The organism is Cellulosimicrobium sp. 22598 (assembly GCF_052044445.1).
GTDB classification, from domain to species: domain Bacteria; phylum Actinomycetota; class Actinomycetes; order Actinomycetales; family Cellulomonadaceae; genus Cellulosimicrobium; species Cellulosimicrobium cellulans_G.
Genome location: NZ_JBQEMZ010000007.1, coordinates 68290 through 81474, shown reverse-complemented (window position 1 = coordinate 81474; position 13185 = coordinate 68290). Strand labels below are relative to the sequence as shown.

Below are 13185 nucleotides of genomic sequence, written 5' to 3'. Positions count from 1 at the left end.
CCGGGGTCGTCGTCCGACGGGACGAAAGTGCGGATGCGATGGGCGTTTCCGACCACTCTGCCACCACCGTGCCCGCCCCGCGAGACATCGCGTCGGACGGGTCGCGCGCGGGTCTCGTGGGAGGATGGTGCCCATGTTCGCAACCCTCCACACGACCGCAGGTGACATCCGGATCGAGCTCCTGCCGAACCACGCCCCGAAGACGGTGGCGAACTTCGTCGGGCTCGCGCAGGGCACCACGACGTGGTCCGACCCCCGCACCGGCGCAGAGCGCACCGAGCCCTTCTACGACGGCCTGATCTTCCACCGCGTGATCCAGGACTTCATGATCCAGGGCGGCTGCCCGCTGGGCACCGGCACGGGCGGTCCGGGCTACACGTTCAACGACGAGATCCACCCCGAGCTGCAGTTCGACCGCCCCTACCTCCTGGCGATGGCGAACGCGGGACTGCGCCGCAACCCGGTCACGGGCGAGGCCGAGGGCACCAACGGGTCCCAGTTCTTCATCTCGACGGTGCCGACGCCGTGGCTCAACGGCAAGCACACGATCTTCGGCGAGGTCGCGGACGACGCGTCCCGCGCGGTCGTCGACGCGATCAACGCGACGCCGACCCGCCCGGGCGACCGCCCGCAGGAGGACATCGTCATCACGTCCGTCACGATCGAGGACTGACCATCTCGACGACACCTCCCGGGCCCCCCGGCCCGCCGGCGTACGGGACGGCAGGACCGCACGACGGTCCTGCCGTCCCGCCCGTGTGCCCGCGGCACCCGGACCGGGTGTCGTACGTGCGCTGCCAACGGTGCGGGCGCCCCGCGTGCCCCGAGTGCCAGCGCCCGGCCGCCGTCGGCGTGCAGTGCGTCGACTGCGTGCGCGACGCCGCCCGGCAGGCGCCGACGCAGCGCACCGCGCTCGGAGGCAAGGTCCGCGGGGGCCCGCCGGTCGTGACGTTCACGATCATCGGCCTGTGCGTGGTGAGCTGGATCCTGCAGCTCGTGATGGGCAGGGCATGGACCGAGATGTGGTGGTTCGCGCCTGTGGATGCTGAGGGGGAGGCCTATCGATTCCTCACCTCGGCATTCCTGCACTCGACGAGCCCCGTCCACATCCTCTTCAACATGTACGCCTTGTGGGTCACAGGTCCGTTCCTGGAGCAGATGCTGGGTCGCTGGCGTTTCGTCGCGCTCTACGTGCTCTCGGCGATCGGCGGCTCGGTCGGCTATCTCCTGCTCGCCGGAGGCCCGCTGAACCCAATGTGGTGCCAAGCTGTCGTCGGCGCGTCGGGGGCTGTGTTCGGCCTGTTCGGCGCCATCCTCCTCGTCCTTCGGAGGACGGGGCGCAATGCGATGCAGATCATCGTGCTCATCGGCATCAACTTCGCGATCGGACTCTATTTCCCAGGAATCGCCTGGCAGGCGCACCTCGGGGGTCTAGTCGTCGGTCTTGCCCTGGGTGCGGCGTACGCATACGCGCCCAAGGACCGGCGCGCGATCGTCTCCGGCGTCGCCACGATCGTCATGGCTGCCGTGCTCGGTGTAGCGGCATGGATCACGTACGCGAACGCGGGGCCGGTCTCCATCTGCTTCTCGTGACGCCGACTCCGTCTTCCAGCGATTCCACCGGGTTATCCCCAGGGTTACTCACAGGTGTGGAACTACACCTGTGTCGTCGTGCTCTCGGGGAAGCCGGTCGCCGTCCGGGGCGCAGGAAACCGCCCGCGGCCCGGACGGCCGACGTCGTCGGGACGGCTACTTCCAGCGCGTGGTGAGCGCGAAGCCCGCGATGATGAACGCGAAGCCGACGCCGAGGTTCCAGGCGCCCAGCGGCGGGATCGGGAGCTGCTTGGGCCCGCTGAGGTAGAACAGCACGATCCACGCCAGCCCGAGGAGCATCAGCCCGAGCATCGTGGGCACGAGCCAGCGCGGGTTGCCCGACTCGGGCTTGGGCACGCTCGGCGGGCGCTGCGGCTTGGGCTTCTTGCGCGACTTCGACTCGGGCACGAGGGTGGGCTCCTGTCCTGGTGGGGTCCGCTGCGGCGGCGTCGGGACGCACCGCGGGAGCGGACGCCTGCCGTCGTCGTGCAGGAACCGTGCATGGCTCGGGCGAAGGTCGTCGACGCGCCGCGGGGCTCCGTGAGAGCACGGGTCCGTCACGATCGTGGACGACGTTCGTCGACTAGCGTAGTGGGCGCACACAATAGGCAGGGACACCGCGCGCGGGCAACGGCCCGGTCGCGGCGACGACGACACGACAGACGCGCGGCCGAGACACGTCGGAGAGACGGTCGACGCCCTCGTCCGCCCAGGAAGGAGACGGTCCGTGAGCGGCACCGAACCCGCCTCCGCGACGCCGGACGAGCCCGACGCGCCCCCGCGCTCGCGCCGGGTCCGGTCCGCCGTGACGGTCGCCCTCGTCCTCGCGCTCGCCGGCGTCATGTTCACCGCCAACGCGCGCCTCGCCCGAGGCGAGGACTCGCGTCACCCCGAGAACCTCGCCCAGCTCGTCGACCGCGAGTCGGACCGCGTGGCGGACCTCTCGGCCCAGGTCGACGCGCTCACGGAGGAGATCGCGGGACTGTCGCAGACCGGCGACGCGCCGGCCGGCGTCGACCCCGACCTCGCGTCGCGCACCGCCGTGGCGGCGGGCACGACGCCGGTCAGCGGCACGGGCCTGACCGTCACGCTCGACGACGCCCCGCCCGAGGGCAACTACCCGCCGCAGATCCGTCCGGACGACCTCGTCGTGCACCAGCAGGACATCCAGTCCGTCGTCAACGCCCTGTGGGCCGGCGGCGCGGAGGCGATGACGCTCCAGGGGCAGCGGGTGACCGCGACGTCGGCGTTCCGGTGCGCGGGCAACATCCTCCTGCTGCACGGACGCGTGTACTCGCCGCCCTACGTCGTGGAGGCCGTGGGCGACCCGGACGCGCTGCGCGACGCCCTGGAGCGCTCGCCGGGCGTCCAGGTGTACCAGGAGTACGTCGACGCGGTGAACCTGGGCTGGTCGGTCGAGGACACGTCCGACCTCGAGCTCCCCGGCTACGAGGGCGCGCTCGAGCTCCGCTACGCGCGCCCGTCCGACGCGGTGGCGTCGTGACGGCCACCGCGCCCACGCCGGTGCGGCACGCGGGCCGCCGTGCCTCGGGGCGCGGCCCCGTGTCCACGGTCGTCGGCGTCGTCGGGGAGCTGCTCATCACGCTCGGCATCCTGCTGGGGCTGTACGTGGTGTGGCAGCTGTGGTGGACGGACGTGCAGGCCGACCGCGTGCAGGCGCAGGTCCTGGAGGAGATGGACGCGCCCACGCCGGACGCCGGGGACGTCGCGACGGCCGTGCGCCGGGACGAGCCTCCGGTCATGGAGGCGCTGGCGCTGGGCGAGGTGTGGGGCACGCTCTACGTGCCGCGGTGGGACGGCAAGATGATGCCGATCGCGGAGGGGACGGACAAGCGCTCGATCCTCGACCAGGCGATGGCCGGGCACTACCCGGAGACGGTCATGCCGGGCGCGGTCGGGAACTTCTCGGTCGCGGGCCACCGGCAGACGTACGGCAAGATCTTCCACGACGTGGAGGAGCTCGAGATCGGCGACCCGATCGTCGTGGAGGCCGGTGGGATCTGGTACGTGTACCGGGTGGACCACATGCAGGCGGTGAAGCCGGACCAGGTGGAGGCCGTGGCGCCCGTCCCGTGGCAGCCCGGCGTCGAGCCGACGGAGCGGTACCTCACCCTGACGACGTGCCACCCGATCGGGCTGAACTCGCTCGTGGCACGGTTCATCGTCAACGCGAAGCTGGACTACTGGATGCCGGTCGAGGACGGCACGCCGCCGGACCTCGTCGGCCAGACGGCTCCTGCCGCTGAAGGGAGCGCGTGATGTACGGGGCGCTGTGGCGCGTGCTGCCCGGGCCCGCGTGGGTCCGGGTGCTGATCCTGCTCGTCCTCGCGGCCGCCGTCGTGCTCGCGTGCTTCGAGTGGCTGTTCCCGATCGTGTCCGAGTACATGCCGTTCAACGACCCCAACATCCAGACCGACGCCGCCGGCGCAGCGTCCGTGGAGGCCCCGCGATGACCCACCCGACCCGCATCCTCGTCGTGGACAACTACGACTCGTTCGTCTACACTATCGTGGGCTACCTCGACCAGCTCGGCGCCCAGACCGTCGTCGTGCGCAACGACGCCGTGCCCGAGCCCGACGCCGAGGGCCGGTTCCACGACGCCGACGGGACCGTCTTCGACGGCGTCCTCGTCTCGCCCGGGCCCGGGACGCCCAAGGAGGCCGGCCAGAGCGAGCAGGTCATCCGTGCGTGCGCGACCTCGCGCACGCCGATGCTCGGCGTGTGCCTCGGCCACCAGGCGCTCGCCGAGGTGTACGGCGCGACGGTCACGCACGCCCCCGAGCTCATGCACGGCAAGACGAGCCTCGTCGAGCACGAGGGCGAGGGCGTCCTCGCCGGGCTCCCCGACCCGTTCACCGCGACGCGCTACCACTCGCTCGCCGTCGTGAGCGACACGGTGCCCGCCGAGCTCGAGGTGACCGCCTCGACCGCCGGCGGCGTCATCATGGGTCTCCAGCACCGCGACCTGCCGCTGCACGGCGTCCAGTTCCACCCGGAGTCCGTGCTCACCGAGGGCGGCCACCGCCTGCTCGCGAACTGGCTCGAGGCCTGCGGGCTCGACGGCGCCGTCGAGCGCTCGGCGGGCATGGCACCGCTGGTCCGCCAGTAGACCCGGGAGCCGACCCGTCCGCGGGCCACGACACGGGCCCAGGACTCCGGCGCCGCTGGTCCCGGCTGCTGACCGCTCGTCCTCCGGACGACGACGGGCCCCCACCTCGCGAGGTGGGGGCCCGTTCGTCATACCGAGCCGGGCGGCGCGTCAGCCGTCGTTGTTCCCGCCGCCGCCTCCGCCGCCCCCACCGCCGGGGCCGCCGCCGTTGTCGCCACCGGTCGACGGGCCGGGGCCGGTCGAGACGATGAGCGAGACCTCGGTGCCGACGGGGACCTCAGCACCCCCTCGCGGGTCGGAGCCGATGACCGTGCCGGCGGGCCACTGGTCGGACTCCTGCGTCTGGCGGGTGCCCATGTTGAGCTCGGCGCCGTGCAGCGCCTCCTCTGCCTGCGCCTCGGTCATCCCGACGAGGTTGGACGGGACCGTCGTCGTCTCCGCGGCGCGCGGGATCGCGACCTTGAGGGTCACGCGCGACCCCTGGGGCACGCTCCCGGCGTTGGGCTGCTGCGAGAGGACCTGGTTCTCGGCCTCGTCGGACTCCTCGTCGCTGCGGTCGACCCCGAGACCGAGGGCCTCGATCGTCGCCTTCGCGGCGTCGAACTGCTGACCGGTGACGTCCGGCAGGGTGACGAGCCCGCTCGACACGAACAGGTTGACCGTCGACCCTGCGGGCACGGACTGGCCCGCGCCCGGGTCCGTCCGCGTCACGGACCCCTTCGCGACGTCCGGGGAGTCCTCCGTGGCGACGTCGCCGACGTTGAGACCGTTGTCCGCGAGGTACTGCCGGGCCTCCTCCTGGGTCTTGCCCTTGAGGTCCTGCAGCGTGACGGCGTCGGGTCCGGCGGAGAAGAACGCCGTGACGGTCGAGCCGAGCTCCTGGGTGGTGCCTCCCGCGGGGTCGGTCTTCGTGAACGTCCCCTCGGGCTCGGTCGACTCCTGGTCGATGGCCTGCGCGTACTCGAAGCCGGCGTCGGTGATCGCCTTCTCGGCCTCCTCGGGCGTGATCGGCGCCGAGAGCGTCGGGACCGTGCCCGTCGTCGGCTCCTCCTCGCCCTGGCTGTTGATGATGAGCATCGTGATGATCGCCGCGAGGGCGAGCACGCCGATCGCGATGAGGGTCCACATGAGACCCTTGCGGCTCTTGGGCTCCTCCTCGTCCTCCCCCGGGACCTCGTCCCCGGGCGGGACGGCCGGTGCGACGCTCGTCGCCCACGGGTTCGGGGCGGCCGCTGCGGGCGCCATGACCTGCGTCGCGGACTCGACCATCGTCGGCTGGAGATCGGCGGCCGCGGCAGCGGCACCGAGGCCCGCCGCGGCGGCGGCGACCCCGAGCGCAGGGGCCGTGATCGCCCCGCCACGCACGGCGTTCTCGAGGTCGGCGCGGAACTCGGCCGCGTTCGAGTAGCGGGCCGTGCGGTCCTTGGCGAGCGCCTTGAGCGTGATGCGGTCCAGCACCTCGGGGACGTCCGGCGCGACGGCGCTCGGCGTCGCCGGGGCCTCGCGCACGTGCTGGTAGGCCACCGCGACGGGCGAGTCGCCGATGAACGGCGGGCGGCCGGTGAGCAGCTCGTAGAGCAGGCAGCCGGTGGAGTACAGGTCGGAGCGCGCGTCGACCGTCTCGCCGCGCGCCTGCTCCGGCGAGAGGTACTGGGCGGTGCCGATGACGGCCTGGGTCTGCGTCATCGTCGCCGCCGAGTCGGCCATCGCGCGCGCGATGCCGAAGTCCATGACCTTGACGGCGCCCGTGGGCGTGATCATGACGTTCGCGGGCTTGATGTCGCGGTGCACGATCCCGGCGTGGTGCGAGTACTCGAGCGCTGCGAGCACGCCCGCCGTGATCTCGACGGCCTCGTCGATGGGGACGGCCTGGCCGTCGCGGAGGATGTCGCGGACCGTGTGGCCCTCGACGTACTCCATGACGATGAACGGGACGTGCACCGAGTTGCCGGTGGCGTCCGCGTGGACGTCCTCGCCCGTGTCGTACACCGCGACGATCGCGGGGTGGTTGAGGGACGCCGCGGCCTGGGCCTCGCGGCGGAAGCGCGCGAGGAAGGTAGGGTCGCGGGCGAGGTCGGACCGCAGGATCTTGATCGCGACCGTGCGACCGAGGCGGTTGTCGTGCCCGATGTGCACCTCGGCCATGCCACCACGGCCGATGAGCTCACCGACCTGGTAGCGCCCGGCAAGCACTCGGGGAGCGTTGTCCACCACTCATTCGTCCTTCGGTGTCGTCGGAGCCGCGGGCGCGTCCGCGCGCGGCACATCTGGCGCAATCATCCCACTGGAGGGCGTCCGGGAAAGCCGGGAACACAACGATGTCGTCACGATGTCACCCGTCCGGAGGGTCCCGGGGAGCCCGACGCGTCGGCGTCGGTGACCGTCCCGACGACGGCCGCGGGAGCCGCGTCGGCGTCGCCCCCGTCCCGGTCCCCGAGGGAGGCGATGGTGGCGATCACGAGCACGAGCAGGAGGCCGAGGAGGGCCACCAGGGGCCACGTCAGGCCGTTCGGGAGCCCGCCGAGGCGTCGCCCCGTCGTCGTGGACGTGCGGCGCCCGGAGGACGACCGGGACGGGGCCGCCTGCGACTGCCGCCGGGCCTCGGCCCGCGTGGCCGGTGCCGCCGGCGGGGTGCTCGCGGCCGACCCGGAGCCCGGCCGCGTGCCGCCGCGAGCGGGCTGGGGGCGCCGCGACGAGCGGGTGCCGCCGTGCATCTCGCGGCGCGGCGGGTAGGCGCGGGGACCGGCCGGGTCGTCGCCCGCGGTCGTGGGGACGGGGCGCTCCCACGGCAGGGCGGGCCCGGGCGCGGGCGGCGTGTCGGACGGCGGAGCGGTCGCCCGCCCGACGGGCTCGGCGTCGCTCTCGGCGAGGTGGCCACCTGCGGGCTCGGCCGCGTGGGCGCCTGGTCGGGCCTCCGGGGCGATCCACGGCGTCGCGGGGTCGACCGGGTGCGGGTCGCGCACGGCGGCCGGGATGACGAGCGGCGTGATGACGGGCGCGGGGTCGGGCTCGGGTGCGCGCGGGGCGTCGTCCGCCGTCGTGCGGGCGCGCCGGCCGCGCCGGGTGTTGGCGGCCGCGCCGGCCCGGGCGGACCACGGGTCGGCCGCGAGGCGGGCCTGGATCTCCTCGAAGACGCGCGCGAGGGCGTCGGCCGGGTGCGGCCGGGCCAACGGGTCCTTGCCGAGCATGACCATGACGAGCTCGGCGAGCTCCGGGTCGACCGACGACGGGAGCGGCGGCACGGGCTCGTTGACGTGCGCGACCGCGATGTCGACCGGCGTGGACCCGGTGAACGGCCGGTTCCCGACGATCGACTCGTACGCCACGATGCCCAGCGCGTAGATGTCCGACGCCCCGGTGGCCGCCTGCCCGACGGCCTGCTCGGGCGAGAGGTACTGGGCCGTGCCCATCACCATGCCCGTCGCGGTCATCGGGACCTGGTTGGCCGCGAGCGAGACGCCGAAGTCGGTGATCTTCACGGTGCCGGAGCGGTCGATGAGGATGTTGCCCGGCTTGACGTCACGGTGCACGACGCCGGACAGGTGCGCGGCGTGCAGCGCGCGGGCGGTCTGCGCGAGGATCGGCAGGAGCCGCGCGGGCGGGAGCACGGGCTCGCGCTCCAGCAGGTCCGCCATGGGCTCGCCCACGACGAGCTCCATGACGAGGTACCCGGAGCCGTTCGTCTCGCCGTAGTCGTACATCTGCGCGATGTTCGGGTGCGAGAGCGCGGCGCTGTTGCGGGCCTCGGTCCGCAGGCGGTTGAGGAAGTCCTCGTTGCCCGCGTACTCGGTCCGCAGGACCTTGACGGCCACCTCGCGCCCGAGCGCGTCGTCGGCCGCGACCCAGACCTCGCCCATGCCGCCGACGGCGATGCGCCGCACGAGGCGGTAGCGGTTCCCGAGCGTCAGCCCCCTCACGGGCTTCATCCGTTCAACACCGCCTCCATGACGGCGCGCGCGATCGGCGCGGCGATCGCGCCGCCCGTGGCCTCGTTGCCGAGCGAGCCGCCGTTCTCGACGATGACCGCGACGGCGACCTGCGGGTCGTCGGCGGGCGCGAAGCTCGTGAACCACGCGTGCGGGGCGGCCTCGCCGCCCGTCTCGGCGGTGCCCGTCTTGCCCGCGACCTGCACGCCCGGGATCTGTGCCGCCTTCCCGGAGCCGTTCTGCACGACGCCGAGCATCATCTGCGTGAGCTGCTCGGCGGTCGACGGCGACACCGAGGTGCGCAGGCGGCGCGGCTCGGACTGGCGGACGACGTCGAGGTCGGGGTTGCGGATCGTCTCCACCGTGTACGGGGCCATCTGCACACCGTCGTTCGCGATCGCGGCGGCGACCATCGCCATCTGGAGCGGGGTGACCTTGACCTCGCCCTGCCCGATGCCCGCGCGCGCGATGCCCGCCGGGTCGGCGCCCGGGGTGCCCTCGGCGGGGAACTGGCTCGGCGTGACGTCCATCGGGATCTCGAGCGGGGCGTCGAAGCCGAAGTCCTCGGCCTGGTCCCGCATCGCGTCCTCGCCGAGCGTCATGGCCAGGTCGCCGAAGGCGGTGTTGCAGGAGATGCGGAGGGCGTCGGCGAGCGTCATCTCGCCCGTCGGCGAGCAGCGGGTGCCGCCGAAGTTCTTCATCGTCTGCGTCGACTGCGGGTACGGGAGCTCGTCCGGGGCCGGGATCACGGTCTCGGCCGTGTACTGCCCGCTCTCGAGCGCCGCGGCCGACGTGACGATCTTGAACGTCGACCCCGGCGGGTAGGTGTTGCCCCGGATGGCCCGGTTCGACATCGGGTTGCCGTCGGCGTTGAGCAGCTCCTGGTAGCGCTCGCGCGCGAGGGCGGTGTCGTGCGTCGCGAGCTCGTTGGGGTCGTAGCTCGGCTTGGACACGAGCGCGAGGACGCGGCCGGTCTTCGGCTCGATCGCGACGACGGCGCCGCGCTGGTCTCCCAGGGCGTCCCAGGCGGCCTGCTGCGCTGCGGGGTCGATCGTCAGCTCGACGGACGCGCCCTGGGGCTGCTTGCCGGTGAACAGCGCGCTGAGGCGGTCGAGCCACAGCGAGCTCGCCTCGCCGTTCAGGTAGTCGTTCTCCTTGTCCTCGATCTCGGTGCGCCCGTTGGTGAGCGAGAGGAACCCCGAGACCGGCGCGTACAGCGGGCCGTTCGCGTACTGGCGCTGGAAGCCGAACGCGTCGTCCACCGGGGTCGACGAGGCGATCGCGTCGCCCGCGACGACGATCGGGCCGCGAAACTTGTTGTACTCGCGGTAGATCGTGCGGGCGTTGCGCGAGTCGTTGTTGAGCGAGTCCGCCTGGACGAACTGGATGTACGTCGTCGACACCATGAGCGCGAGGAACATGACGAGGACGACCGTCGCGACGCGACGCAGGGGGACGTTCACCGGGCTCCTCCCCAGGGGTCGGTCTCCGGGTGGGTGCCGTCGGGACCGGGGCGCCGCACGACCTCCGTGCGCAGCTCGTCGGGGTGGGCCGAGACGTCGCCGGTCTGCCCGACGGCGGGCTGCACGCCCGTCGTCGCGCGCGTCGGACCTGTGACGGGTCCTGCCGAGGCGCCCGCGGCGGGCGCCCCGACCGTGGTGGGCGCGTCGTCGGGCCGGGCACCGACGGCGGGAGCCCCGCCGCCCACGACCTCGACCGGCTCCGAGTCGGGGCGCGTGCGCGCCCCGCCGGGGGCCACCTGCCCGCGCACGGGCAGGGACGACGGCCGCCGCGCGTCGTCGGAGATGCGCAGCAGCAGGCCCACGACCAGCCAGTTCGCGAGGAGCGACGACCCGCCCTGGGCGACGAACGGCATGGTGAGGCCCGTCAGCGGGATGATGCGCGTGATCCCGCCGACGACGACGAAGAGCTGCCACGCCATGACGAACGCGAGCCCGCCGGCGAGGAGCTTGCCGAACCCGTCGCGGACGCCGATCGCGGTGCGCAGGCCGCGCTCCACGAGGATGAGGTAGGCGAGCAGGATGCCGATGAGGCCCGTGAGGCCGAGCTCCTCGCCGAGCGACGCGTAGATGAAGTCGGAGAACGCGTACGGGACCGTGCGCGGGTAGCCCGCGCCCCAGCCGGTGCCGAACAGCCCGCCGTTGCCGAGCGAGAACAGGCCGCCCACGAGCTGGCCCGAGCCGCCGGGGCTGCGGCCGAAGATCTCGGGGTCGAACGGGTGCAGCCACACGTCGACGCGCGCCTGGACGTGGCCGAACGTCGACGCCGCGAGGACCGCGCCGACCGCGATGAGCAGGAGGCCGATGACGACCCAGCTCACGCGCTCGGTCGCGATGTAGAGCATCGCGACGAAGAGCCCGAAGAAGAGGAGCGACGTGCCGAGGTCGCGCTCGAACACGAGGATCGCGAGCGAGACGAGCCAGACGATGATGATCGGCCCGAGGTCGCGCAGGCGCGGGAGCTGGAGCCCGAGCACCTTGGGCCCGGCGAGCGCGAGCGTGTCCCGGTTCGTCACGAGGTAGCCGGCGAAGAAGATCGCGAACGCGATCTTCGCGAACTCCGCGGGCTGGAGCGAGAAGCCGAAGACGTTGATCCAGATCTGCGCGCCGTTGATGCGCGTCCCCAGGCCCGGGACGAGCGGCAGCGCGACGAGCACGATGCCCGCGATCATCGCGGTGTACGTGTAGCGCCGCAGGGTCCGGTGGTCGCGCAGGAACCAGATCACGGCGAACGCGCAGAGGATGCCCAGCGCGGTCCACTGGAGCTGGCGCGGCGCGAGGTCCTGGGTCCCGCCCGTGACCTGCGAGCCGAGGTCGAGGCGGAAGATCATCGCGAGGCCGATGCCGTTGAGCGCGACGGCGATCGGCAGGATCACCGGGTCCGCGTACGGCGCCTTGAAGCGCAGCAGCAGGTGCGCGGCGCCCGCGAGCACCACGGTGCCGATGCTGTACACGTAGAAGCGGCCCGGGAGCTCGCCCGTGAGCTGGAGGCCCACGAGCGCGTACGCCCCGATGCCCAGCGCGAGCGCGAGGACGAGCAGACCGAGCTCCGCGCCCCGGCCGGGGCGCACCTCGGTGGTCTCCACCGTGGCCATCAGGCCCCCGAGCCGGCGCCGCCGGTGGGTGCCGGGGTCACGTCGGGCGCCCCGGCCTCCGGGGTCTCGGTGGCGCCCTCGGTGGGCGCCTCCGTGGTGTCGTCGGTCGCGGGCGCGTCGGTGGACTCCTCCGCGGCCTCGGCGACGAGGCGCTCCGCCCGCGCGCGGGCGTCCTCGAGCGACTCCGCGGGGATCGTGGTCTCCAGGCGGTCGACGACGTAGCCCGGCAGGTCCGTGACGCGCGTCCCCGTGAGCTCGATCGGTGTCGACAGCGTCACCGGGCCCGCGTTCTCCGGGATGCCGCGGAACACGGCGACCTGGCCGTCGGCGACGCCGACGTAGTACTGCGTCTGCGTCCAGCGGTAGCCCGCCCAGCCGGCCACGCCCAGGCCCGCGACGACGAGGAGGATCGCGACGACCGTGATCCAGCGGCGAGGCGCGCGGCCGGGCCGCACGTCGTCGTCGCCGTCCCCCGGGGTCTCGGCCGGGGCTTCGGCCCCCTGCGCGGGATCCGCCGCGCCGTCCGCGGCGGGCTCCTCGGTCACGGCGGGCGCGTTCGCGCTCGCCATGAGGGCCGCCGCCCGGGCGGCGGGGCCGTCCGCGGCCGACGTCGGGGCGTCGCGGTCGATCGCGGCCGACCCGACGACCTGGGCCCCGGTGCCGGGCGCCGTGCCGTCGGGCAGCGTGTCGAGGTCCACGATGTCGGCCACCACGACCGTCACGTTGTCCGTGCTGCCCGCGCGCAGCGCGAGCTGCAGCAGGTGGTCGGCGCACTCGTCGACGTCGGGGGTGTCCGAGAGCGACTGGGCGATCGTCTCGGGGCTGACGAAGCCCGAGAGCCCGTCGGAGCACAGGAGCCAGCGGTCGCCCGGCTTCGCCTCGCGCACCGACATGTCGGGCGTGAGGTCGATGTCGAAGTCGCCGAGCACGCGCATGACGACGTTGCGCTGCGGGTGGGTCTCCGCCTCGTCGGGCGAGATTCGGCCCGTGTCCACGAGGTGCTGCACGAACGTGTGGTCGGTCGTGACCTGGGTGAGCTCGCCGTCGCGCAGCAGGTACGCGCGCGAGTCGCCGAGGTGCGCCATCGCGAGCTTGTTGCCCGCGCGCAGGATCGCGGTGACGGTCGTGCCCATGCCGACCAGCTCGGGGTCGGTCACGCTGCGGTCCACGAGGTCCTGGCGCGCGTGGTCGATCGAGCGCTCGAGCTCGGCGAGCGCGTCGTCCGGGCCGTGCGACTCGCCGTCGAGCGGTGCGAGCGCCGCGATGGCGATCGACGAGGCGACGTCTCCCCCGGCGTGGCCGCCCATGCCGTCGGCGACGACGAGGAGGTGCGGGCCGGCGTAGCCGGAGTCCTGGTTGTTGGAGCGCACGAGCCCGACGTCGGAGCGCGCGGCGTAGCGCAGGGCGATGTTCACTGCGGG

Annotated in this window: 12 protein-coding genes; 6 read left to right on the top strand and 6 right to left on the bottom strand. The window is 73.2% G+C overall.

All coding sequences use genetic code 11. The features are described from left to right. Nucleotides 1-133: 133 nt before the first annotated feature. Together ACTJIY_RS09435 and ACTJIY_RS09430 are read left to right on the top strand one after the other, a co-directional pair. Nucleotides 134-673, top strand: coding sequence for a peptidylprolyl isomerase (locus ACTJIY_RS09435; protein WP_253051598.1), 540 nt, complete (start codon nucleotides 134-136; stop codon nucleotides 671-673). A gap of 197 nt (nucleotides 674-870) precedes the next feature. After that, complete coding sequence (locus tag ACTJIY_RS09430) at nucleotides 871-1593, top strand: rhomboid family intramembrane serine protease (protein WP_440673658.1); 723 nt, start codon at nucleotides 871-873, stop codon at nucleotides 1591-1593. Nucleotides 1594-1749: 156 nt separating this feature from the next. Here the strand turns inward: ACTJIY_RS09430 and ACTJIY_RS09425 are convergent, their stop codons facing one another. Continuing rightward, nucleotides 1750-2001 carry a cell division protein CrgA gene (locus ACTJIY_RS09425; RefSeq protein WP_087470436.1) on the bottom strand — a complete coding sequence of 84 codons (252 nt, stop codon included), beginning with the start codon at nucleotides 1999-2001 and terminating at the stop codon, nucleotides 1750-1752. 319 nt (nucleotides 2002-2320) lie between these two features. Between ACTJIY_RS09425 and ACTJIY_RS09420 the strand changes: the two genes are divergently transcribed. From ACTJIY_RS09420 to ACTJIY_RS09405, 4 genes are read left to right on the top strand one after another with little or no spacing between them, the layout of a single operon-like run. Next, nucleotides 2321-3097, top strand: coding sequence for a DUF881 domain-containing protein (locus ACTJIY_RS09420; protein ID WP_440673659.1), 777 nt, complete (start codon nucleotides 2321-2323; stop codon nucleotides 3095-3097). Further along, nucleotides 3094-3873 carry a class E sortase gene (locus tag ACTJIY_RS09415; protein ID WP_440673660.1) on the top strand — a complete coding sequence of 260 codons (780 nt, stop codon included), beginning with the start codon at nucleotides 3094-3096 and terminating at the stop codon, nucleotides 3871-3873. Before ACTJIY_RS09420 ends, ACTJIY_RS09415 begins: the two co-directional genes overlap by 4 nt. Beyond that, nucleotides 3873-4067 (top strand): hypothetical protein, encoded by a 195-nt coding sequence (locus ACTJIY_RS09410; RefSeq protein ID WP_353706957.1) that lies wholly within the window; start codon nucleotides 3873-3875, stop codon nucleotides 4065-4067. Before ACTJIY_RS09415 ends, ACTJIY_RS09410 begins: the two co-directional genes overlap by 1 nt. After that, nucleotides 4064-4723, top strand: coding sequence for an aminodeoxychorismate/anthranilate synthase component II (locus tag ACTJIY_RS09405; RefSeq protein WP_253051603.1), 660 nt, complete (start codon nucleotides 4064-4066; stop codon nucleotides 4721-4723). Before ACTJIY_RS09410 ends, ACTJIY_RS09405 begins: the two co-directional genes overlap by 4 nt. A gap of 150 nt (nucleotides 4724-4873) precedes the next feature. Here ACTJIY_RS09405 and pknB read toward each other — a convergent pair whose 3' ends face one another. The 5 genes from pknB to ACTJIY_RS09380 all read right to left on the bottom strand — a co-directional run bounded on the left by pknB (nucleotide 4874) and on the right by ACTJIY_RS09380 (nucleotide 13179). Beyond that, a complete protein-coding gene (gene pknB / locus ACTJIY_RS09400) occupies nucleotides 4874-6934 on the bottom strand; it encodes a Stk1 family PASTA domain-containing Ser/Thr kinase (protein ID WP_440697233.1) in 2061 nt (686 codons plus the stop codon). A 113-nt stretch (nucleotides 6935-7047) separates the two neighbouring features. Beyond that, nucleotides 7048-8649: a protein kinase domain-containing protein gene (locus ACTJIY_RS09395; RefSeq protein ID WP_440673662.1), complete on the bottom strand. Its 1602-nt coding sequence runs from the start codon at nucleotides 8647-8649 to the stop codon at nucleotides 7048-7050. Continuing rightward, the gene (locus tag ACTJIY_RS09390) at nucleotides 8646-10112 is read right to left on the bottom strand and encodes a peptidoglycan D,D-transpeptidase FtsI family protein (protein ID WP_253051606.1); all 1467 of its coding nucleotides are present in this window, start codon (nucleotides 10110-10112) and stop codon (nucleotides 8646-8648) included. Before ACTJIY_RS09390 ends, ACTJIY_RS09395 begins: the two co-directional genes overlap by 4 nt. Beyond that, entirely contained in the window at nucleotides 10109-11764 is a 1656-nt protein-coding gene (locus tag ACTJIY_RS09385; protein WP_353706960.1) for an FtsW/RodA/SpoVE family cell cycle protein, read from the bottom strand. Before ACTJIY_RS09385 ends, ACTJIY_RS09390 begins: the two co-directional genes overlap by 4 nt. Beyond that, entirely contained in the window at nucleotides 11764-13179 is a 1416-nt protein-coding gene (locus ACTJIY_RS09380) for a Stp1/IreP family PP2C-type Ser/Thr phosphatase (RefSeq protein ID WP_440673663.1), read from the bottom strand. Before ACTJIY_RS09380 ends, ACTJIY_RS09385 begins: the two co-directional genes overlap by 1 nt. Nucleotides 13180-13185 lie beyond the last annotated feature (6 nt).